This window comes from Marinococcus tarijensis, from assembly GCF_054971385.1.
In genome coordinates, this window is record NZ_JBQOJA010000002.1 from 24996 (window position 1) to 47852 (window position 22857).

23 protein-coding genes are annotated in these 22857 nt (G+C 48.2%); 21 read left to right on the top strand and 2 right to left on the bottom strand.

Going from position 1 to position 22857, the window contains the following annotated elements; translation table 11 throughout:
- Nucleotides 1–68: 68 nt before the first annotated feature.
- The 5 genes from ACTTK7_RS01330 to ACTTK7_RS01350 all read left to right on the top strand — a co-directional run bounded on the left by ACTTK7_RS01330 (nt 69) and on the right by ACTTK7_RS01350 (nt 3821).
- Nucleotides 69–341: a YlbG family protein gene (locus ACTTK7_RS01330; RefSeq protein WP_462865195.1), complete on the top strand. Its 273-nt coding sequence runs from the start codon at nt 69–71 to the stop codon at nt 339–341.
- 73 nt (nt 342–414) lie between these two features.
- Entirely contained in the window at nt 415–1614 is a 1200-nt protein-coding gene (locus ACTTK7_RS01335) for an MFS transporter (RefSeq protein ID WP_091610183.1), read from the top strand.
- A 15-nt stretch (nt 1615–1629) separates the two neighbouring features.
- The gene (rsmD, locus tag ACTTK7_RS01340; RefSeq protein ID WP_462865197.1) at nt 1630–2202 is read left to right on the top strand and encodes a 16S rRNA (guanine(966)-N(2))-methyltransferase RsmD; all 573 of its coding nucleotides are present in this window, start codon (nt 1630–1632) and stop codon (nt 2200–2202) included.
- A complete protein-coding gene (gene coaD, locus ACTTK7_RS01345) occupies nt 2192–2686 on the top strand; it encodes a pantetheine-phosphate adenylyltransferase (protein ID WP_462865198.1) in 495 nt (164 codons plus the stop codon). Before rsmD ends, coaD begins: the two co-directional genes overlap by 11 nt.
- Nucleotides 2687–2759: 73 nt before the next feature.
- The gene (locus tag ACTTK7_RS01350) at nt 2760–3821 is read left to right on the top strand and encodes a SepM family pheromone-processing serine protease (RefSeq protein ID WP_462865199.1); all 1062 of its coding nucleotides are present in this window, start codon (nt 2760–2762) and stop codon (nt 3819–3821) included.
- On the opposite strand, the gene ACTTK7_RS01355 is transcribed toward ACTTK7_RS01350, so the two are convergent.
- On the bottom strand, nt 3818–5014 hold the full coding sequence (locus ACTTK7_RS01355; protein ID WP_462865201.1) for a nucleotidyltransferase: 1197 nt from the start codon (nt 5012–5014) through the stop codon (nt 3818–3820). The genes ACTTK7_RS01350 and ACTTK7_RS01355 overlap by 4 nt on opposite strands.
- Nucleotides 5015–5183: 169 nt before the next feature.
- Between ACTTK7_RS01355 and ACTTK7_RS01360 the strand changes: the two genes are divergently transcribed.
- Together ACTTK7_RS01360 and rpmF are read left to right on the top strand one after the other, a co-directional pair.
- Nucleotides 5184–5726: a YceD family protein gene (locus ACTTK7_RS01360; protein ID WP_462865203.1), complete on the top strand. Its 543-nt coding sequence runs from the start codon at nt 5184–5186 to the stop codon at nt 5724–5726.
- Between the two features lie 54 nt (nt 5727–5780).
- Nucleotides 5781–5954 carry a 50S ribosomal protein L32 gene (gene rpmF, locus ACTTK7_RS01365; RefSeq protein WP_322524592.1) on the top strand — a complete coding sequence of 58 codons (174 nt, stop codon included), beginning with the start codon at nt 5781–5783 and terminating at the stop codon, nt 5952–5954.
- Between the two features lie 64 nt (nt 5955–6018).
- Here rpmF and ACTTK7_RS01370 read toward each other — a convergent pair whose 3' ends face one another.
- The gene (locus ACTTK7_RS01370; RefSeq protein WP_462865205.1) at nt 6019–6537 is read right to left on the bottom strand and encodes an N-acetyltransferase; all 519 of its coding nucleotides are present in this window, start codon (nt 6535–6537) and stop codon (nt 6019–6021) included.
- A gap of 222 nt (nt 6538–6759) precedes the next feature.
- Between ACTTK7_RS01370 and ACTTK7_RS01375 the strand changes: the two genes are divergently transcribed.
- From ACTTK7_RS01375 to pgeF, 14 genes are all read left to right on the top strand, one after another.
- Nucleotides 6760–7143: a DUF3397 domain-containing protein gene (locus ACTTK7_RS01375; protein WP_462865407.1), complete on the top strand. Its 384-nt coding sequence runs from the start codon at nt 6760–6762 to the stop codon at nt 7141–7143.
- A gap of 33 nt (nt 7144–7176) precedes the next feature.
- Nucleotides 7177–8799, top strand: a complete 1623-nt coding sequence (gene bshC, locus ACTTK7_RS01380; protein ID WP_462865206.1) for a bacillithiol biosynthesis cysteine-adding enzyme BshC — start codon at nt 7177–7179, stop codon at nt 8797–8799.
- A 150-nt stretch (nt 8800–8949) separates the two neighbouring features.
- Nucleotides 8950–9381 carry a division/cell wall cluster transcriptional repressor MraZ gene (gene mraZ, locus ACTTK7_RS01385; protein WP_022792688.1) on the top strand — a complete coding sequence of 144 codons (432 nt, stop codon included), beginning with the start codon at nt 8950–8952 and terminating at the stop codon, nt 9379–9381.
- Between the two features lie 36 nt (nt 9382–9417).
- Entirely contained in the window at nt 9418–10377 is a 960-nt protein-coding gene (rsmH, locus tag ACTTK7_RS01390) for a 16S rRNA (cytosine(1402)-N(4))-methyltransferase RsmH (RefSeq protein WP_462865208.1), read from the top strand.
- The gene (gene ftsL / locus ACTTK7_RS01395) at nt 10377–10745 is read left to right on the top strand and encodes a cell division protein FtsL (protein ID WP_462865209.1); all 369 of its coding nucleotides are present in this window, start codon (nt 10377–10379) and stop codon (nt 10743–10745) included. Before rsmH ends, ftsL begins: the two co-directional genes overlap by 1 nt.
- Before the next feature lie 106 nt (nt 10746–10851).
- Entirely contained in the window at nt 10852–13155 is a 2304-nt protein-coding gene (locus tag ACTTK7_RS01400) for a penicillin-binding protein (protein ID WP_462865210.1), read from the top strand.
- Nucleotides 13156–13330: 175 nt separating this feature from the next.
- Entirely contained in the window at nt 13331–14800 is a 1470-nt protein-coding gene (locus tag ACTTK7_RS01405) for a UDP-N-acetylmuramoyl-L-alanyl-D-glutamate--2,6-diaminopimelate ligase (RefSeq protein ID WP_462865212.1), read from the top strand.
- Between the two features lie 24 nt (nt 14801–14824).
- The gene (mraY, locus tag ACTTK7_RS01410) at nt 14825–15799 is read left to right on the top strand and encodes a phospho-N-acetylmuramoyl-pentapeptide-transferase (RefSeq protein ID WP_462865214.1); all 975 of its coding nucleotides are present in this window, start codon (nt 14825–14827) and stop codon (nt 15797–15799) included.
- On the top strand, nt 15799–17154 hold the full coding sequence (gene murD, locus ACTTK7_RS01415) for a UDP-N-acetylmuramoyl-L-alanine--D-glutamate ligase (protein WP_462865216.1): 1356 nt from the start codon (nt 15799–15801) through the stop codon (nt 17152–17154). Before mraY ends, murD begins: the two co-directional genes overlap by 1 nt.
- Before the next feature lie 165 nt (nt 17155–17319).
- A complete protein-coding gene (gene murB / locus ACTTK7_RS01420) occupies nt 17320–18240 on the top strand; it encodes a UDP-N-acetylmuramate dehydrogenase (RefSeq protein ID WP_462865218.1) in 921 nt (306 codons plus the stop codon).
- 29 nt (nt 18241–18269) lie between these two features.
- Entirely contained in the window at nt 18270–19169 is a 900-nt protein-coding gene (locus tag ACTTK7_RS01425) for a cell division protein FtsQ/DivIB (protein ID WP_462865220.1), read from the top strand.
- A gap of 211 nt (nt 19170–19380) precedes the next feature.
- Nucleotides 19381–20709: a cell division protein FtsA gene (gene ftsA / locus ACTTK7_RS01430; RefSeq protein ID WP_091610215.1), complete on the top strand. Its 1329-nt coding sequence runs from the start codon at nt 19381–19383 to the stop codon at nt 20707–20709.
- Nucleotides 20710–20747: 38 nt separating this feature from the next.
- Nucleotides 20748–21923: a cell division protein FtsZ gene (gene ftsZ / locus ACTTK7_RS01435; protein ID WP_462865222.1), complete on the top strand. Its 1176-nt coding sequence runs from the start codon at nt 20748–20750 to the stop codon at nt 21921–21923.
- Between the two features lie 87 nt (nt 21924–22010).
- A complete protein-coding gene (gene pgeF, locus ACTTK7_RS01440; RefSeq protein ID WP_462865224.1) occupies nt 22011–22850 on the top strand; it encodes a peptidoglycan editing factor PgeF in 840 nt (279 codons plus the stop codon).
- Nucleotides 22851–22857: the final 7 nt, after the last annotated feature.

Genomic DNA, 22857 nt, shown 5'->3' on the forward strand with positions numbered 1-22857 from the left:
GACAGCATTGCCCTTTTTTCTTCTGACATGCTAGACTTAACGAAAATCACGCGAAAGGATGTGCTTTCATGCATCAGCCGAGAATTGGCATAGCCGTTTGGATTAAATCTGTCAAACAGGCGAGACAGCTGAGAAAGTACGGATTAGTGCACTACGTTTCCAAACAAATGAAATACGCGGTAATATATGTGGATCAGGAAAATGTGGATACGGCTATGAGTCAAATTGGAAATCTCGGTTTTGTGGAAAGGGTGGAACGTTCGGAAAAACCATTTATTCCGCTAGAATACCACAAGGTCGAAAAAGAAAGCCAACCGCAGGATGACAGCATAGGGATATAAATAAGCCACCTTTTATTGTCCGAAGGGAAACGCTGTTTTATAATAAGGGAGGCAGAAAGAAGGGACCTCCCTCATGGTAAGATGGAGAAAAAATTTATATATATTAATGGCAGCCCAATTTTTCGTAATGGCAGCCATGACGATGATCGTTCCATTCCTGCCGCTGTATCTGCAGGAGCTTGGAGTGACAGACCCTGGGCAGATAAGTATCTGGTCAGGTGTTATTTTTGGCGTCAATTTTTTAACGGCTTTTTTATTTGCCCCGCTCTGGGGTAAAATTGCAGACAGACAGGGCCGGAAGCTGATGGTGCTTCGTTCCGGCTTCGGTATGGCGATCGTAATGGTGCTGATGGGATTTGCCACCGGTCCGTGGAGTTTGTTTTTTCTGAGGATGCTGAACGGGACCATCAGCGGTTTTATTCCGGCTTCGATTGCGCTCGTGTCCACGAACACACCGAAGGAGTATGCGGGACGTGCGCTCGGTATGCTGCAGTCGGGCACGGTGGCAGGGACGATCTGTGGTCCGCTGATCGGCGGCCTGCTGGCAGACGCGTTTGGCTTCCGGGCTATATTTAATATTACCGGACTCGGCATCGCCGTGGCAGCGGTGGCCGTTTTGTTTTTAGTGAAGGAAGATTTCGAGAAGCCGGAGCAGGCGGAGAAAACGAAAACGAGTGATGATTTCAAAAGGATTGCAGGCGTACAGCCTATGATCCCTCTGTATACTGTTATTTTTCTTGTGCAGTTCGCGCTGATCGGAGTGAACCCGCTCATTTCCGTATTTGTTGGCGAGCTGAGCGGCAGAGAGGAAAATGCTTTTTACGCTGGTCTGGCTGTAGCCTCCCTGGGGGTGGCGAACATGCTTGCTTCGCCAAAGCTTGGTAAACTCAGCGATACGAAAGGAGCGCAATATGTGCTGTTCGGTTCATTAATCGGCGCAGTGCTTCTTTCTATACCGCAGGCCTTCGTAACAAACCTTTGGCAGCTGATTGCTGCACGTTTTTTTGTTGGTTTGTGTCTCGGCGGCCTTTTGCCGGCCGCTAACACGCTAATACGCCAGCTGTCCCCACAGGGGATGGAAAGCAGGGCATACGGATTTTCCAACAGCTTTTTGTTTCTTGGAAACATGCTTGGACCGGCTGCTGGAGGGCTGATCAGCGCCGCTCTTGGTATGCGCGGTTTGTTTTTAATCAGCGCCGCCATATTGGGGGCTGCTGTCTTTGTCATGTATACAAAAGTGATTCCGAAGCTGGCGCAGCGCACAGAATCGTAGAGTGAGGCGAAACGTATGAGAGTGATAGCAGGGGAACTTAAAGGACGAAGGCTGAAAGCTGTGCCGGGAACCGGCACAAGGCCGACGTCAGATAAAGTAAAAGAGGCATTGTTTCATAAGCTGGGCCCTTTTTTTTCTGAGGAGGAAACGGTCCTCGATCTGTTCGCCGGAACCGGGAACCTCGGAATTGAGGCGCTCAGCAGAGGCTGCAGTTCAGCTGTTTTTGTCGACAAAGCCCAGAATGCGGTCAGGACCATCCGGGCCAATATTGACGCTTTTGCGCTTGGTGCCCGGACAGAGGTTTACCGTTCAGAAGCATCTAAAGCCCTGGAACGTCTCGAGGCCCGGGGGCGGCAGTTCGATTTGATTTTTTTTGATCCTCCTTACGCAGAAGAAAAAGCAGGTCAGCTGGTGAAAAAGGTACTGGACTGCTCTATGCTAAAAGAAAACGGCATGCTTATATGGGAGCATGCCACCGCAAAATCGGCAGCGTTTGACGGACGTCTGTCTGTATTCGCAGAAAAAAATTACGGTGATACCACACTTACAATATTGCAGCTGACAGGAGGCGCTAACAATGGCGAATAAAGCAATTTATCCAGGAAGCTTTGACCCGGTTACCAACGGCCATCTGGATATTATCGAACGGGCGTACAATGTATTTGATCATGTGGTAGTGGCAGTACTGCATAACCGGAAAAAAGAGCCGTTCTTTTCCATTGACCAGCGGGTGAAGCTGATAGAAGAATCAGTCAAGCATATGCCAGGGGTGGAAGTGGATGCTTTTCACGGGCTTTTAGTGGATTATGTAAAAGAAATAAAGGCCGATACGATCGTAAGAGGCCTCCGGGCAGTGTCTGATTTTGAATATGAAATGCAGGCAGCGTCAATAAACAGAAAGCTCGAGCCCGGCGTGGAAACATTTTTTATGATGACAAATCACCAGTACTCTTATCTCAGCTCGAGTATTGTAAAGGAAGTGGCGGAATACGGTGCAGATGTATCCGGGCTTGTGCCTGCGCACGTGGAAGATGCGCTCAAAAAGCAGTTTGAGAAGAAAAACCGGGGGTAGAAGCCCGATTCATTGCAATTTCCCTTCCATCCTTCGTATGATGAATAATAATTGTTTATAAAGGATGAAGAACATGTATCGCACCGGAAGCAGGAAAATGCGGAGGATTATTACTGCAGCTGTCATAGCAGCTGTGGTGCTTATATTAACCCAGGTGCCTCTCCCGTACTATTATATACAGCCAGGTTCGGCAGCCAGCCTCTCCCCGGTAGTCGAAGTGGAGCAGGGGGCAGAGGAATCCGGTGAAATGTATTTAACGACTGTTTTTCAACAGGGTGCTACACCGGCACTTGCTTTATGGTCAGTATTTTCTCCTTACCGCGAGCTTTCTCCAAAGAATTCCTATCAATTCGAAGATGAAAGTGATGAGGAATTTTTTGAACGCCAGCGTCAGGTAATGGAGAGCTCCCAGGAGTCTGCAGAAATAGCAGCGTATGAAGCGGCCGGGAAGACTGTCAATGTAGAATACCGAGGAGTAAGGGCTTCGGACTTTATCGAAGGAATGGACGCGGCAGAAAAGCTGGAGGAGGGCGACCTGATCCAGGCGGTCAATGGCACGGATATCCAGACGCTTGAGGAATTAAACAGTGAGATTGCAAATGTGGAAACAGGTGATAAAGCAACCATCACTTTTCAGCGTAATAACAGGCAGATGGAGGCAGAGGTTGCAGTGGAATCGTTTCCGGCTTCGACCGGGGAGGAGGAAAACTCCGGTCTTGGAATATTGTACCCCTATACGGAAAGGACCGTTTCGCTTGATCCCGGGGTTACGATCGACGCAGGTTCTATTGGAGGGCCTTCTGCGGGTCTGATGTTTGCGCTTGAAGTATACAATCAGCTCACAGAAGAAGATCTTACAGGCGGCGAAAAAATTGCCGGTACCGGCACTATTGATGAGCAGGGGGGTGTCGGCCCGATTGGCGGAATAGATAAAAAAATTGTTGCGGCGGATAAAGAAGATATAGATGTCTTTTTTGCGCCTGCGTCAGACATGGCGTCTCCCTCCAATTATGAAATTGCCAGACAGACGGCGGAAAGTATCGGGTCAGATATGGAAATCGTACCAGTGGAGACACTTGACGAAGCCTTAAACTACCTAAAAAACGATTTGAAAGTAGCTGAAAGCAAACCTTAGAAAAGCAGCAGGGGCGGGAGGTCGTAATCCTTCCGCCATTCTTTCTGCCTTTCAGCAGGCGGAAGTAAAAGCGCATAAGCATTATCAGCCCGTTCGCCGATGGCCAGCTGCGGTGTTTTTTTACTGCTCATTTTCGTATAAAGAGGAACGGATATATGTTTTTTTGCCTGGTTTAAATAGAATCTTCCCTGCTCGTTCATGCCCAGCACCCGGATGTGATCAACATTTTGGCCGTCAGAGGCGGCAGAGGCTTCATCTTTTGTGAGGCCGGTTAATACATGCACAGCGGTGCGCTGAAGGCGTGTCAAAGTATAACGCTTTGTTTTTACGAGGTGCAGCCATTGTTCGAAAGCGGCTGCTTCCTTCATCAGCCGCTTCATGCGGTTATGAAGGCCTTCTGACATATCATAGTGGGAGGCAAGCTCTGTGTCGGAGGCAGCTACCACCTTGGCCTGCAGAACAGCAAAATAATCCTCCCAAAACCGCAGGCGCGGGAGCCGGGTAAGAATGCGCCTGGAGGCTTCGGGAATAAATGAACTGATATCCTCCCCGCGATGGAGCATCTGCCGGAGGCTGGTAGCACTTGCGATAGACGAATCCTGTGGAGAAATATCGTGATAGGAAGCGCCCTTTCGTTTGACGGTGTCGATCCGGAGCTCCGGGTAAGCCTGTGCTGCGGCTTTTGTATAATGGAAGCCGAGAATATTGTTTGGCTGGCTTAAGTCCGGCAGGGAGCCCGGAGCCTCTAAGTCCCTGTAGGCCAGTTCGTTAGCTTTAGCATAGCTGCATCCTCCCTGAATATGAAAGCGGACGCGTTCATCAAAATGGTCCCGGTGCGCGTAAAGAAAATCGACAAGCTTTATAAATGGAGCGGCTTCTCCGTGCTCGCTGCCGAAGTTTAAATCGGTAATACCGAGCTCTCTGCAGATGGAAACAGCCCCGGCAGCAAATATGTCAGCATGCTGGCAGGCAAATATATAAGGAAGCTCGATAACAAGGTCAGCTCCACTTGAGATCGCCATTTCCGCCCGTTCCCTTTTAGGAACGAGAGCAGGTTCACCCCTTTGTAGAAAAGGGCCGCTCATAATACATACGGTCACCTCGGCCTTACTCTGGACCGCAGCCTGTTCGAGGTGATACAGGTGTCCATTATGAAAAGGATTGTATTCGACAACCACTCCTAGAACATTCATTATAAGTCCGCCTTTCAAGTAGGGTATTTCGGGAGATATCGCTTTTCACGTTTCTTTATTCATGATACGATGTTTTTCGAGAGTTCAAAAGGGTTTACTGTAAAGAAAAAATGTTGACAAAGAACGTTACGATGGATATAATTACTCTTGTTGTCTGGAGGTGGATCCGATGAAATGGGGTATCCAGCAGTTACTTTCAAAGAAGCATGAACAGGCGTTTAGCATCGAAGATGAAGCAGATGTTTCAGAAATGATTGAACGCGATAAAGAGTTAAGGGATATCAGTGCTGTGCATGTGCAGGGCGAAGGGACAATCGTTGAAGAAACCTTTCATGTACATCTGCGGTTAACAGGGACGATGATACTTCCATGTGCGCGCACGCTCGCGGACGTCCATCATCCGTTTGATGTGGAAATGTTTGAAGCATTTCGGCTGGATGGAATGCCGGCGGACGAAGAAAACGTTAATGAACACGAGCCAGAAGATGGTTTTGTTGATCTTCTCCCATATATTAAAGAAAACATTTTCCTGGAAATGCCGTTCAGAGTCTTCGCGAAAGAGGGGGACGGTGAGCCGCTTGCTCCTCAGAGCGGAGACGACTGGCGGGTAATCTCGGAGGATGAATTAATAAAGGAACGGGAGCAGGAAGCTCCTAAAGTTGATCCGAGAATGGCTGATTTATCGAAGTATTTCGATAAAGGCTCCAGCTGATCCAAAATCATTCACTGGTTGAAATAATCTTTATCTTATAAGGAGGTGGGAATCATGGCAGTACCTTTTAGACGTACTTCTAAGACCCGTAAACGTATGCGCAGAGCTCATCATAAAGTAGCAGTACCAGGTATGGTAGAATGTGAACAATGCGGAGAGCAGAAACTATCTCACCGCGTGTGCAGAAATTGCGGTTCTTACAAAGGCGAAACAGTTGTAGAAAAGTAATAAAAAAGCAGGGAGCCGGAGGCGGCTTCCTGCTTTTTTTATATAAGCACTGGAGAATGGGATATTACGAGTCGGTATCGGAAAGAGGTGGTTCGGCAGTTAATTCTTCTGCTTTTTGCGGCTGTACCCCTTTTGGATACCACACGTATGGATTTTCACCACGGTCTCTGACCGGGTTGTATTCTGCGGGTTCAAAGCCCATTTTCAGCCAGAAATCATCCGAACGCTGGCGTGCATTGGTTTTCACCGGCAGTTCAAAGCTTTTTGCATAGTTGACAAGCTCCTCTCCAAAACCGCGTCCCCGGTAAGGCTCGAGTACTTCGAGTTTCCAAAGCTCAAGATAGTCCTGGGGAGGATCAAAGAAGCGGTCGTATTTGCCGGTAATTGTATATAAACACATACGTGCAACGAGCCGGTCTCCAAAATAAATGCCGTAAAATGGAGAACGGCTGTCGTTTTCCATAATGTTTTCTTCGAGCTCTTCCTGCATGGAAAGCTCCTGAGCGCCAACTTCTTTAAAGTTTTGAAATTCTTCTAATGTCTTGTAGTTTATGAGTAATGGTACAACTTCTATTCCACTCATGCGATTGGCCTCCTTCACTAATAACTTCCAACTTCATTATACACGAAAACGTTTTAAATCGAAAAGTGAAAAGTCGGTGTTCCTGATCGTTCAATGCTACTAGTCCGGAGAGCAGAGATATGCTAAAATGCTTGAGACATCTAAAATTCATCAATAACCTTGGTGTTTAATGTGATAGAGTTAAGAAAATGCGAGCAAACTGGATGAGGGAAAGTGACAAATATGCTACAGCAGATATATGGATGGTTAATGGAAGCAGCTCTGGCCTTTCCGCCGGCTTTTTGGTACATAGCCTATCTGGTCACGGCAAAATTAACGAAAAGAAAAACATACGCCTTCCGGGCTGCCTGTGATTCCACTACATTGTTATTCATCGCTTCGGTGCACAGATGGTCAAGTGAGCTGTGGAACGAATCCTACCTGTGGGTTATTTATTTAGTGATTCTGGCCAGTGCCGTGGTGATATCCATCATTCATTATCATTCCCGGGAGGAGCTGGAATTTTTCCGGGTGCTGAAGGGCATATGGAGATGCAGCTTTTTTATATTTACGGCAGGGTATCTCCTGTTGGCCGGATACTGGGTGTATCTGCAGTTCACGGCATAGAACGGAGCAAGGTATAAAGGATGGTAGTTTGATATGAAAGTGCTGTACGATCAACCAATAGATAACAATCATTTTTTGCATGACTATCAAAGGGGAGAACCCAGTGCCAGGCAGCTCTTTCATTACGCTGGGGATACACAGGGGGTGCAGGACCGGCTTCGTTATTTAGACGGCCGGTCTTTTGAACGCCAGCGTTTAAAGCAGCTTCTGCAGAAGTATAATGACAGCCTGCACTACGGGGAAAGGGCGGTTGCAGCCCTCGAAAAACTTGAAAAAGAAGAAGCCGTCATTGTAGCCGGCGGCCAGCAGGCCGGTATGCTTACCGGCCCGTCTATGGTTATATCGAAGGCTGTATCGGTAATTAAGCTGGCAGAGCAAGAACAAAAGAGGCTGGAGCGCCCAGTGCTTCCTTTGTTTTGGATCGCGGGCGAGGACCATGACTGGGAGGAAGTAAACCATGTCAATTTTCCGGTCGAAGGACATCTCGGTAAAACGAGATTTGAGGGTAATTTTCTGCCGAACGTACCTGTTTCAGAACAGCCGTTTGATCCAGAGGAAGCGGAAGCATTTGTGGAGGAAGCCTTTTCAAAGCTTCGGGAGACTCCGCTTACAAATGAATTAAGAAACGAAGTGAATGTGCTGGTGCATGGTTCAGCATCCTGGTCCCAGTTTTTCGCGGAAATGATGCGCTGGCTGTTTAAAGATACGGATCTCATCATGATGGATCCGCAGCAGCCGGAATGGAGAGAACTGGGAGCGCCATTGTTTCAAAGCCTGCTCTCTGTGCCGGAAAAAATAAATGAAGCTGTTTACCAGGGCTCAGCTGAAAGAGCGGCAGCGGGCTATGGGGATGTCAAAGGCATTAATTTTGACAGCGGCCACCTGTTTTATCATATAAATCATGTGCGGCACCTGCTTGAATATAAAGGCGGGGCCTGGCGGAGCCGGAGATCAGGAGAAACAATGGAAACGGGGGAGTTACTGGAAGAAGCAGTACACGCCCCCTTTCGTTTCAGTACTGATGTAGTGACCCGGCCGCTGATGCAGGAGCAGATGCTTCCGGTTCTTCATTTCGTGGCAGGCCCGGGGGAAATGCAGTACTGGTCTCTTTTGAAGCCGTTGTTTGAAGCACTGGGCCTGCGGGTGCCAGTGGTGCAAAAGCGTATGGAAATACATTACGCCACCCGGCAGGTACAGCAGGCCGCTGAAAAAGAACACATTCCCTTCAGGGAGCTGCTGAATTTACCGGTACTCGAACAAAAGCTTCAGGAGGTGAAGCATGCTGCCCTTGAAGTGGACGGGAAAGCCAAAGCGGCACAGGTAATGGAAGAAATGAAAGAAGCGCATGCCGCTCTTGCCGACGAATGGATTCGGCAGTTTCCTTCACAGGAAAGTTTTGCAGAAGAGAACTGGCGGAGGATTGAAAAAGAAGTCCGTTATCTAGGCGACCGGCTGGATGCGGAACAGGAGCGTACCGTTCAGGTTCATTTGCGGCGGCTCGAATTGATTATCGGTCAGCTCTACCCGCGCCGGGAGCCGGCGGAACGGCAGGTGAACATTTTGTTTATGCTGAATGAATTCGGCGGCTGTCTTCCATCACAGGTTTTAGCTGGAACAGAGTGGAAAAGCGGCCGGCAGAATATTATATTACTGTAGCATCTTCGTGCTGATTTATACGATATCCGGCTGAAAGCTTCCCGAAATAGCGGGAAGTTTTTTTTGTCAAAAAAATTTTCCGGAAAAAGTGGTACAAAGTGGGGGAATGTGGTAACTTAAATGTATGGAGTGGTGAAAGGTTGGGTCCATATGTTTATGGGAGAATATCAACATAATATGGACGATAAAGGAAGAATTATTATACCTTCCCGTTTTCGGGAGAAGCTGGGAGATTCTTTCGTCGTTACCCGTGGTCTGGATGGATGCTTGTTTGTTTATCCATATGACGAATGGGAACGAATTGAAACCAAATTAAAAGCTTTGCCTTTCACAAAAAAAGACGCAAGGGCATTCACCCGTTTTTTCTTTTCAGGAGCATCTGAATGTGAACTTGATAAGCAGGGACGTTCGATGATTCCTACCACCCTCCGCCAATATGCAGAATTAAAAAAAGAATGTATGATCATCGGGGTAAGCAGCCGAGTAGAAATATGGGATAAACACAAATGGGACGAATATTACGCAGAATCAGAAGAAGTATTTCCAGATATTGCAGAGAACATGGCCGATTTGGATTTTTAAAGCAGCATCAAACACGTTTTTGCCGGAGGAATAGAAGTGCCGCCACAATTTGAGCATGAAACCGTATTGAAGGAAGCAGCAGTCCAGGGACTAAACATTCAGCCGCACGGTGTGTATGTTGATTGTACCCTCGGCGGCGGCGGACACAGTGAAGAAATTATGAAACAGCTGTCTGCTGAAGGTTTTTTAATCGCCTTTGACCAGGATGAGGAAGCGATTGAGCATGCCCAGCAGCGGCTTCGTGCTCATGGGGAAAACTTCAGGATCGTACATAGCAATTTCCAGTTTTTAAAGGAAGAACTGCTTGAGCTTCAAGCCGGGCAGGTAAACGGGATATTATTCGATCTTGGAGTATCATCGCCGCAGTTTGATCGTCCGGAGAGAGGATTCAGCTACCGCTACAATGCTCCTCTTGATATGAGAATGGACAGGCACAGGCAGGATCGTACAGCAGCGCACATCGTCAATGAAGCACCGTTTCAGGAAATCTGGCAGATCCTTTCGGAATACGGAGAAGAACGTTTTTCAAAGCAGATTGCCAGAAAAATCGAAAAAGCGCGTGAAGATCACCGTATTGAAACGACCGAAGAACTAGTGGAAATCATCAAAAGTGCAATACCTGCACCGGCCAGGAGAAAAGGCGGTCATCCGGCGAAGCGGACTTTTCAGGCTTTGCGAATTGCTGTAAATAATGAACTTGATGTGTTCAAAGAAGCGCTCGACGATGCGCTGACAATGTTAGCGCCGGGCGGAAGATTGTGCGTAATAACATTTCATTCGTTAGAAGACAGAATTTGTAAAAAGTTGTTTAAACAGAAAAGTTCTCCACCCCCGCTTCCGAAGGGACTCCCGGTCGTGCCCGATGAAGCAGAACCAGATTTTAACCTGGTGACAAAGAAACCGATCCTGCCATCAGAAGATGAACTGACGCAAAATCCAAGGGCGGCTTCCGCGAAGCTTCGAATCATCGAAAAACGCGAGGAGGGGAAACAATAATGGAGAATTTGGCACAGCAGATTAAACGCCAGCAGGAAGACAAACAAATAGTACATAAAAAAGTCCAGTACCATGTTCGTGGTGGTATTACAAAGGGTGAAAAACTGATTATGACGGCCGTCATAATAGGGGTTTTAATCGCATCCTTTTTTATCGTATCGAACTTTGCTACGATACACGCCCAGGAACAGCAGATGGACCAGACTGCAACGCAGATTCAGGAGCAGCAGCAGGTGAATCAAAACCTTGAGCTGCAGGTGGCTGAACTTAGTTCACCGGAGCGTATCATGGACTACGCTAAAAATGAACTGGGTATGGAAATGAAGGATGAAAATATTCAAGTCGTAAACGGAACAGAACAGAACTGATGCAGAAGGGAGGGGAATCCGTGGAAACGCGGTAGTACTGCTCCCTTCTTGCAAGTTAACCTACGCCCCGTTACATGTAAAAATTCAGGTGGTGAACGTTCTCAGCATGAAGAAATTGAAAAGTACGAAAGTACGGGCGCTTTTATTGGTTATTGCTGTAGCTGTTTTTTTCCTCGCTTTCACCGGCCGCATGGTGTATATCCAGGTGGGGAAATCAGTAGAGGGCAATGACCTTGCAAGTATGGCAGACTCAAGGTATACGTCGACCGAGACCGTGGAGGCAAAACGGGGCACTATTTACGACAAGCAGGGGGAGCCGCTGGCAGAACAGGTGCCTTCCTATTCTGTGTATGCCGTCCTTGATGAATCCTACGATGACCATGTGAAAAACCCGGGCAGGGTAGCTAAAGAGCTTGGACCGCTGATCGGAATGGAAGCGGCAGAACTCGAGGACATGCTCGAACGTGACCAGTACCAGGTGGAGCTTGGCTCCGGCAGCAAATATTTAACACTGTCTGAAAGAGAAGAAATCGAACAGCTTGATCTGGCAGGCATCCATTTTCGAGAGGAGCCGAGCCGCTATTACCCGAATCAGACGTTTGCAAGCCATGTGCTTGGCTACACGAACCGGGATATGTCAGAGGCACAGATGGGACTTGAAGCCGGCTTGAATGAAGAATTAACCGGCGAAGACGGGACAAGAACAGAGTCTGAGGAAAACGCTCTACTTGATGAAGAGGAAACTACAACGAACACGGCCAAGGACGGGGAAGACGTTTATCTGACCCTGGACGGAAATATTCAAAGCGTGCTCGAGCAGTCGATGTCTGAGGTGGAAGAAAGCTACAGCCCGAACAAAATGATGGGTATTGTGGCTGACGCAGACAGCGGGGAAATTCTAGGAATGAGCAACCGGCCGAGCTTCAATCCGAATGAATATGAAGAAATTGAAAACTATACCAACTATGCGGTTTCCGACCAGTTTGAACCCGGGTCGACGATTAAAATGTTTACTCTGGCTGCTGCAATCGACGAAGGAGTATATGAAGGTAAGGATACTTATGAATCCGGTACCTATGAAGTCTCCGGGGAAACCATCCGGGATCACAACAACGGAGAAGGCTGGGGAGAAATCACGTATAACGAAGGCCTCCGTCGTTCCTCAAACGTAGCATTTATGAGAATAGCTCTGGAAATCCTGCCGGAGGGAGCTTTATTTGATTACCTGGAGAAATTCGGATTCGGTCAGGAAACCGGTATTGACCTCCCGAATGAAGCGGACGGAGCGTTAGCAGAAGAAACGCCTTTAAACGTAGGCATAACTGCGTTTGGCCAGGCTTCCACGGTCACCCCTATTCAAATGATTCAGGGGGCTACAGCGATTGCCAATGACGGGAAAATGATGCAGCCTTACGTCATCGACCGTATTGAAAATCCGAATAACAATGAAACGACGTACCAGTCCGAGCCAAAGTCGGCCGGCACGCCGATTAGTAAGAAAGCCGCCCGTCAGACAAGAGAAAAGCTGCAAACCGTTATTGAAGGAGAAAACGGCACAGGTGCTCCTTATCAGATTGACGGCGTGGAAGTGGCAGGGAAAACAGGAACGGCTCAGATCTCTGACCCCGAGGGGGGAGGCTATCTGAGCGGGGAAAACCAGAATATCTTTTCTTTCATCGGTATGGCGCCGGTGGATGAGCCGGAAATTATTGTCTACGTAGTCGTGGACCGGCCGGAGCTTGAGCCGACAGAAACAGGCTCTGATGCCGTGAGCGCTATTTTTAATCCGGTGATGCAGCAGAGCCTTTCATACATGAATCTTACCCCATCAGATGTTGAGGATACAGAAGCCTATGAAGAGTCAGGTATCGAGTTTGAAGACTATACCGGGAAGTCAGTAAATAAAGCTGAAAACGCCGCTAAGAATGCGGGGCTGGAGCCAGTGATAATTGGCAGCGGCAATCAGGTGGAAAGTCAGATTCCTACAAACACGGAACGGCTGATCGTAGGTGAAAAAGTGATCTTCCTTACCAATGGACAAAAAAGTATTCCTGATGTCAGCGGATGGTCCCTGCGGGAAATCCAGCGGCTCGAGGCGCTGCTTGAAATCGATATAGACACCAGCGGCTCCGGCTATGTCAGCTCCCAGTCGGTAGACCCCGGCACAGCCGTTAGTGCTGCCGGCAATATGGAAGTCGAACTGGTGGCTCCGGACGAATTGCAGGAAGCTCAGGCAGAGCAGGAGGAAACGGAAGAAAATAGCACGGAAAATGAAAATGGGGAAGCACGTCCGGAAGAGGCTGAAACAGAGGAATCTGAACCTCAGGAAAATGAAACCCAGGAAAATGAAACGCAGGAAAGCTCTGGCGAAGAGCAGCCAGAAGAAAGTGAAGCACCGGTAGAAAATTAATGACGATTGGCCCATGACATGTTTTATCGTTCACATTAGAATGAGTGAGGTGTACGCAGAGAATGAACATAGTTCTCTGCGTGCATGTTCATTAAAAGACAGCCGGGAAGGACGAAACACATTTTTTCTATAATTAGTGGTAAACACTTGCTCCGGATAGAAAAGAGGCACGGAAATGAAATATATTACAGACATCATCCCAAGTATAATGGTGCGGCTTGAGCGCGAAGACAAAGAAATAGAAAGCTTACATATGGATTCCAGGGGGGTGACCCCAAATGGTCTGTTTTTTTGTATTGAAGGAACCCAGGTAGACGGTCATGATTTTGCCGCCGACGCAGTAAGGAACGGAGCGGCGGCTGTGATAGCCGAACGGCACGTGGACGTTGAAGTTCCTGTGTGGATCGTGAAGGATACGCAGAAGGTAATGGCCTACGCAGCGGATCATTTCTACGAGCATCCCACAAAGGATGTCCGCATAATCGGTATTACCGGTACAAATGGTAAAACCACCACCAGCCATTTAGTTGAATCTATCCTGAACGAGGAGCAGACAAAGACAGGCTTAATCGGCACTATGTATGCAAAAATCGGAAATGAATCCGTAAAGACCAATAACACCACGCCCGAATCCCTGGAGCTGCAGCAGCTGTTTGCAGATATGCGGGATAAAGAAGTGAAAAGCTGTGTGATGGAGGTTTCGTCTCACGCGCTGCAGATGGGGCGCGTAAGAGGCGTCCAGTTCCGTACAGCAGTCTTTACGAACCTGTCACAGGATCATCTGGACTATCACGGATCGATGGAAAGCTACAGGAACGCTAAAAGCCTCCTGTTTTCCCAGCTGGGCAACAGCTTTGCAGGAGAGCTGGGCACTGCGGTTTTAAACGGAGACGACGAAGCCTGCGATTACTTTCAGGCCGTAACGACAGCCCCGGTACTCACTTATGGGATCAGTGACCATAACGATATCTACGCCGAAAACATAAAAACCACCGGCGGCAAAACTTCATTTACGCTGAATACCCCTTGGGGAAGCACGGAGGTGGAGTATCCGCTGCTTGGAAGATTCAATGTATACAATGCGCTCGCAGCCATTACTGCCTGCATTGCAGAAAACGTTTCTGTCACTAGCATCGTTGACGGCCTGAAAAATGCTCCGGTCGTAAGCGGTAGATTTGAAGCTGTAGAAGCAGGGCAGAAAAGCACCATTGTCGTTGATTACGCCCATACTCCGGGCGGGTTGGAAAATGTAGCTCAAACAGCCTTTGATATGACCGAAGGACGTCTCTACACTGTGGTAGGATGCGGCGGAGACAGAGACAAAGAAAAAAGGCCAAAAATGGCAGCTGCAGCAGAAAAGTTCAGCGATCTGGTGATTCTCACCTCCGACAACCCGCGCTCGGAAGACCCGGCCAAAATATTGGAGCAGATGGAAGCAGGATTTACTGGTGAAAAATACGAAATTATTGAGGACCGCCGGAAGGCGATTGAGCGTGCCGTATTCCTTGCAGAGGCCGGGGACACAGTGCTTGTTGCAGGCAAAGGCCACGAGACGTACCAGGTAATAGGGGATCAAACGTTGGAATTCGATGACCGCGAAGTGGCAAAAGAGGCGGTCAGGAAAAAAAATAATAAACAGGCTTAGTGTTTCATACTGAAAGGAGCTCCCTTGATGGGTTTTGCAGCTTTAATAGTAACGATAGTTTCATTTATTATATGTGCGGTTTCAGCACCGGTTCTTATTCCAGCCTTGAAGAGGCTGAAATTCGGTCAGAGTATCCGGGAAACGGGGCCGGAATCGCATCAGAAAAAAGGCGGTACGCCAACAATGGGAGGCGTAATGATTATTGCCGGCCTTTTGATTACTGCTCTCATCGTACTGCCGCTTTTTGTCGGCTATACAACGGAAATATGGCTGCTCCTGCTTGTAACAGTAGGCTTCGGAATACTTGGGTTTTTGGACGATTTCATTAAAATTGTCATGAAACGAAATCTTGGCCTTACGAGTATCCAAAAGCTGATTGGCCAGATCGTTATTGCATTTATCTTTTTTATTGTGTTGTATAATGGCACGTTTGACACGAGTGTAGCCGTGCCGGGAACCGAATGGTCACTCGAATTCGGATGGGCGTACTTCTTTCTTATCATTGTTATGCTTGTCGGCGCTTCCAACGCGGTGAATTTGACGGACGGCCTGGATGGACTGCTGGCCGGGACGGGAACGATGGCGTTTGCCGCTTATGCCCTGGTCGCTTTTTCGCTCGGGTATATGGATGTTGGGCTGTTTGCCTTTGCAGTGGTGGGCAGCCTGCTCGGCTTTTTAATCTTCAATAAATACCCGGCGAAGATTTTCATGGGAGATACCGGCTCCCTGGCGCTCGGGGGCGCAATTGCTGCTGTAGCTATTTTAACGAAAACTGAACTGACGCTGATTGTGATCGGCCTGGTATTTGTTTTGGAGACGCTGAGCGTCATTATTCAGGTGATTTCTTACAAATTAAGAGGGAAAAAAGTATTTAAAATGAGCCCGGTTCATCACCATTTTGAACTGTCAGGCTGGTCGGAGTGGCAGGTCGTTACTGCTTTTTGGGTGGTAGGAGCCGCCGCCGGGCTGTCCGGGGTCGCATTAGAGGTGTTTTTATAATGGATCGCTTAGAAGAGTATAAAGGGAAAAAAGTGCTTATCGTAGGTTTGGCTAAAAGTGGATTAGCGGCAGCGAAGCTGATGCACCGTTCTGGAGCGGAGGTGACCGTGAATGACGGAACGGAAGCGGAAGAAGGAGATACAAAGATTCAGGAGCTTGAGAATCTTGGCATTCGGCTGATTACAGGAAGCCATCCGGTCTCCCTGCTCGAAGAACCGTTTTCGCTCATTGTTAAAAATCCGGGTATTCCCTACCACCATCCTTTTATCAAAAAAGCCCTGGAAGAACAATTTAATATTATTACGGAAATTGAGCTTGCCGCAAAACTGTGTGAAGGGACGATGATGGCCATTACCGGCTCGAACGGTAAAACCACCACTACCTCATTGATCCAGTCCATTTTCAAAAATGACCACAGAGAAGCCGCTGTGGCTGGTAATATTGGAAATGTGGCATGTGAAGTAGCTCCCCAGATTAAAAAAGACCAGATCATGGTTACAGAGGTTTCGAGCTTTCAGCTGAAAGGGACACGCCAGTTCCGCCCGAAGGTTGGGGTGCTGTTAAACCTTTTCGATGCCCATCTGGATTACCATGGATCGCGAAACGACTACGAGCACTCAAAAGCAAAGCTCTTTCAAAACATGACCGCAGAAGATACTGCAGTCTACAATTATGATCAAAAAGAGGTGAAAAAAATTGCTGAAGGCTCAGGCGCCGCACTTGTGCCATTTTCCACAGAGTCTGTCTGCGAAAACGGCGCCTACATTAAGGAAGGTATGTTTTATTATAAAACAGAGCCGGTGATGGCTGTCGAGCGTGCCTCTCTTCCCGGAGCACATAACAAGGAAAATATGCTGGCAGCGATTGCTGCAGCTAAAGTACTTGGTGCATCCAACAAAGCCATCGATTTGGCATTATCCGGCTTCCACGGCATCGAGCACCGGCTTCAATTCAGCGGGATTGTGAACGGGCGCAAAATTTATAATGATTCAAAAGCGACAAACATGCTTTCCACCCAAAAGGCGATCGAAGCCTTTGAAGAGCCGGTGGTGCTTTTGGCCGGAGGGCTTGACCGCGGTAACACCTTCGATGATTTGATCGAGTCTTTTCGGAAAATTAAAGCCATCGTTGCTTACGGCGAGACGCGGGACAAACTGGCGGCATCTGCTCAGGAAGCAGGAGTGAATGAAATCCACCGCACAGAATTTTTGGCGGATGCTGTAGACAAAGGCTTTCAGCTTTCTGAAAGCGGGGATGTGCTGCTGCTCTCTCCTGCCTGTGCAAGCTGGGATCAGTTCCGGACATTTGAAGAACGGGGCCGGACGTTTATGGAATATGTAGAAAAGTATAAATGATATGGGGTGCAGTTTTGCTCCACTCCTGAAGCTACCTTTAAAAGGTGGTTTCAGGAATGGATCGAATGATGCATTCTTTAAAAAGAAATTACCCAAAAACAAACAAAAAATGTAATGAAATCCAGGAGCCTGAAATAAACAAATGAATAAACAGGAGGGGATCGTATGGGACAAGAGGCGGAATCAGCATGGAATTTCGAAGACTTTGGCAAAGTGCTGAAGGATGAACCACTGGCGAAGCATACGACTTGGAAAATCGGCGGGCCGGCGGACTGGCTGGTTGAGCCGACAAGCGTGGAAGAGCTGGAAAACGTCATGAAATGGATTCAGGAAGAAAATCTTCCATGGCGTGCCGTCGGCCGTGGATCAAATCTGCTGGTGGATGATGAGGGGATTGAAGGCGTAGTAATAAAATTTGGCACGAAGCTTGCCAATATGGAAAACGATAACGGTATAGTCACAGTGGAAGCGGGCTATCCATTAGTCCGGCTCGCTACGATTTTAAGCCGGGACGGATACGGGGGCATGGAGTTTGCCGGGGGCATTCCGGGGAGTGTCGGCGGAGCAGTATTTATGAATGCAGGCGCCCACGGCTCTGACATGTCAAAGGTATTGATAGAAGCGTTAATTTTATTTCCGGATGGAACAATGGAGTGGATTCCTAACGAAGAAATGGGATTTGCCTACCGCATCTCCAGACTCCAGTCGGATAAAGGCATATGTGTTGCTGCCAGGCTCAGGCTTGAGCAGGGGGAAAAAGACGTCATCTTTAAAGAAATGCAGGAATACAAAGAGTACAGAAGGGAGACGCAGCCGTGGGCTCATCCCTGCGCAGGCAGTGTCTTCCGGAATCCTCTGCCTGACCATGCCGGTGAGCTTATAGAAAACCTCGGGTTAAAAGGTCACGTGATTGGCGGTGCGCAGATCTCAGAGCTTCATGCAAACTTTATTGTTAACACAGGGGAAGCCAAAGCATCTGATGTACTGGCATTAATTGAAAAAGCCCGTTCCTCCGTGAAAGAAGCTTACGGCATTGAGCTTGAGACCGAAGTGGAAATTGTAAACAAAAGATCAGCCGACAGCTGATAAGCGGGGAAACAGAGGAGGACTGCGGTGTGAGAAAGCCAAATGATGGCAAACTGGTCTCACTCGAAGAGCATCACCCCAGTTTAAAGGAGCAGCGCCGACAAAAATCGCGGCGCCGGCTGTTTATCTATCTGGCTGTATTTTTTGTATTAATCGGACTGGTTATTTATTTTCAATCTCCGTTAAGTCATATCCGCAGTATTGAAACGAGCGGAGCCCAATTCACAGAAAAACAGGTTGTTAAAGAAGAAAGCGGGGCCCAGATCGGAACAAATATCTGGGAAATGGACAGAAACGTGATTAAGAATAATGTAGAGAAGCTGCCGGAAATTCAGGAAGCAGAAGTGACGAGATCCTGGCCGGCGACGGTAAACATTGAGGTTACTGAGTATGAAAAAGTTGCTTATACGCAGGTTGAAGGTGCTTATGCCCCGGTGCTTGAAAACGGCTATGAGCTTACAGATAACGTAAGCAGCGAACTTCCGGCAGATGCGCCGCTTCTGCAGAATTTTGAAAAAGAAGAAAGACTTGAAGCGTTCTCAGAGGAACTTGGTAAATTAGGTGAAGGGGTGACCAACCGGATTTCAGAAGTATATTTCGATCCTTCTGAAAATGAAGAGGATAATATCACTCTTTACATGAACGACGGTCTTGAGGTCCGCAGTTCTGTTTCCGGATTCTCGGAGTATATGAGCTCGTATCCATCCATTGCAAGAAATATTGATGCCAGCCAAAACGGGGTGCTTTATATGATGAGGGCGCCGTATTTTGAAGCAGCAGAGCCGGAAGAAGGCTCCGGGGAAGAAAATGAAGGAACGCAGGAAGTGCCGGAGGAAAGCTTCATTGAAGGAAATAACGCTCCTGAAGGGGCAGAAAACGGAACCTCTGACACAGAAGAAAACGATAACGCCAATGGAGCTGGACAATAAAAGAATGAATATTGTTTGAAAATTGCCTTTTCCATTGAAGATAGTTGTTGTAGACTGAAAAGAAGGCGTATTTTTCTTAACCCAAGCGAAAATACTGCCGTATATTATTAATGGAAGCGCAACCGGAAAAATTCTGGTGCGTATGGACATATAAAAGATACAATAGTTAGAAAATCGAAACGAAAATAGATCTATAAGGGGGTGCCCAACCTTGAACAGTGAAAATTTGTATGTCAGTCTTGATGTCGGCACATCGTCTGTCCGAGCGATTATCGGAGATATGAGCGGTGGCGCCTTAAAAATTATCGGAGTCGGCCGGGCGCCGTCTATCGGCATGAGAAAAGGTGCGATCGTCGATATCGATGAAACGGTTAAAGCGATCAAAGAGGCCGTGGACCAGGCGGAACGAATGGTTGATTTAGAAGTAAAGCAGGTCATTGTAGGAATTAATGGTAATCAGGTGGAAATGCGGGCGTGTAACGGAATAGTGGCTGTATCGAGCACCGACCGTGAAATTCAGGATGAGGATGTAGAGAGAGTAATCGATGCGGCACATGTGATGAGTATTCCGCCCGACAGAGAAATTATTGATATTATTCCAGCCCAGTTTATTGTAGACGGAATGGATGGAATTAAAGATCCGCGCGGCATGCTCGGTACCCGTCTGGAGATGGAAGGCACTATTATTACAGGGGCTAAAACCGCTTTACATAACCTACTACGCTGTGTGGAGCGAGCAGGACTGGAAATTGCAGATATTGTACTTCAGCCGTTGGCTTCAGGGAGTGTAGCGGTTTCAAAGGACGAGCGTTCTCTTGGAGTAGCCTTAATTGATATTGGCGGCGGTTCGACGACGGTCTCTGTATTCCAGGAAGGCCAGCTGCAGACAATGTCTTTTCTTCCAATTGGCGGCAGCCATATATCAAACGATATTTCCGTCGGGATCAGAACGACCGCCGAAGAGGCAGAGCGCCTGAAGCTTGAGCATGGTCATGCCTTTATTGATGATGCTTCTGATGATTTGTCATTTTCCATTCAGACGCTCGGAAATAATGATCAGAAAAAATTCACGCAGCTCGAGCTGGCAGAAATTATTGAACCAAGAATGGAAGAGATTCTTACATTAGTGCAGCAGGAAATCAACCGCATGGGTTATCATGATCTTCCGGGCGGGTATGTATTAACCGGAGGTGCGGTCATGATGCCGGGGACGCTCGAGCTTGCCCAGGACATTTGGAAGCAGCATGTCCGCCTTGCAATGCCGGACTACATCGGCGTACGTGAACCTACGTATACAGCCAGTATCGGCTTGATTGAATTTGCATATAAAAGCATGAAGGTTCATAGTGGAGAAGAGTCCGTTGTAGCAGCGGGACGCTCTGAGAAATATGCAGAATCAGACCGCCCGGCTTCAGCAGGAGAAGCTAATTACCGCAATGGTTCAAGCACGCGCCAGCAAAACCGGACGAAAGAAAAAGATCCGGAGGAGCCTGGATTTAAAGAGCGGATGCGAAGCGTATTTAAATCTTTCTTTGAATAAGTAACGAAGGATAAAACGACTATATAGGAGGACCACATATGTTGGAATTTGAAATGGATATGGACCAGCTAGCCCAGATTAAAGTCATCGGTGTCGGCGGTGGCGGTTCGAACGCTGTGAACCGTATGATTGAGAACGGTTTACAGGGAGTAGAATTTATTGCGGTAAACACAGACGCCCAGGCGCTGAAATTATCAGAAGCAGAAACAAAGCTTCAATTAGGCGGAAAGCTGACAAGAGGCCTGGGGGCTGGAGCGAACCCCGAAATTGGTAAAAAAGCTGCAGAAGAAAGCAAAGAGCAGCTCGAAGAAGCGCTGACCGGCGCCGATATGGTATTTATTACAGCCGGTATGGGCGGCGGCACGGGCACGGGTGCTGCTCCCGTTATTGCTGAAGTAGCCAAAGAAATTGGGGCACTGACCGTGGGCGTCGTTACACGTCCGTTCACATTTGAAGGTAAAAAGCGTGCGGTGCAGTCCTCCAACGGTATTTCCTCTTTAAAGGAAAAAGTGGATACGCTGATTGTTATTCCAAACGACCGTCTGCTTGAAATTGTGGATAAAAGCACACCGATGCTTGAAGCGTTCCGTGAAGCGGATAATGTTCTTCGCCAGGGCGTCCAGGGCATTAGTGACCTGATCGCGGTACCGGGACTTATCAACCTCGACTTTGCCGACGTAAAAACGATCATGAGCGAAAAAGGATCTGCGTTGATGGGTATTGGTATATCCACCGGAGAAAACCGTGCTGTGGAAGCGGCGAAAAAAGCCATATCAAGTCCGCTTCTTGAAACGTCCGTAGAGGGTGCTCAGGGCGTGCTGATGAACATTACCGGCGGCTCCAACCTGAGCCTGTTTGAAGTGCACGAAGCAGCTGAGATTGTATCTGAAGCGTCAGATACGGATGTTAATATGATCTTTGGCTCGGTTATTAACGAGAACCTGAAAGATGAAATCGTAGTTACAGTAATTGCTACAGGGTTTCAGGATAGTGAAGATCAGCGGAGCGCGCATGGATCGCGAGGCGGAGGACGCCAGACTGTTTCCCGGCAGCAGCCGTCAAGACAGCAGGCGCCGCAGCAGCCACAGCAGCCTGCGCCTCAGCAGGATTGGAAGGAAGAGCCTGTATCTGAAAACGAATCGTCCAGAGATGGACAGGAAGAAGATGAAGGACTCGATATTCCAACATTTCTGCGCAACCGGCGCCGTCGTTAAGCGCGGGCAGGCGATAGAAAAAAAGCGGGCCGGATACGGCCCGCTTTTCTTCGCTAAGGCTGGCGTAATCTATATGAAGCCGCATTATTGATCAATAAGCAGAAAGGTCGTGATGGCATGAAGCCTGAGCCGTTTCACCTTTTGACAAACGGCATTCTCGAGCTGGAAATGAACAGCAAAGCAGCTGCCGCCGGCTTTACCACAAGAATAAACGGTTCGGGAGAGCCTCCCTACGAGAGCCGTAACACAGCTTTTCATGTAGGGGAGGACAGGAATATAACGATAAATAACCGTATGATCACTGCCGAACATATCGGGAGGCCTCTTTCTACCTGGACTGCCGAGGAACAGGTGCACGGCAGCCGTATCGTAGAAGTCAGCCGCAGTGACGCCGGTAAAGGAAGTGAGCAGAGAGGAACCTCTGTGGCAGAAGCTGACGGTATTATTACCCAGTCGAAGGAAGTTACGCTTGTCAGTTTTTATGCTGACTGCGTTCCTCTGTTCTTTTACGCAGAAAACGCCGCGGTGGCAGGACTCGCCCACGCAGGGTGGAAAGGAACTGCAGCTGGTATCGGAGCTGGAATGATCCGGGCTTTTGCAGATAAGGGAATTCCGCCTGAACAAATATATGCGGCCATCGGGCCGGCTATATCCGGAGCTAATTATGAAGTGGATGAAGCAGTTCTCTCAGCGCTTAAGAATCAACAGAATTTTTCCGGCGGGGAGCCTTGGGCCCAAAAGGCAAACGGGAGGTACGCGCTTGATTTAAAAACAGCCAATAAACTGCTGCTTGAAAAGGCGGGCCTGCGGCCTGAACGTATTGCTGTCAGCGGTTACTGTACTTATGCCGAGGAAAAACTGTTTTTCTCCCACCGTCGTGAGAATGGGAAAACTGGACGAATGATGAGTTATATCTATATTATATAGACAGGGA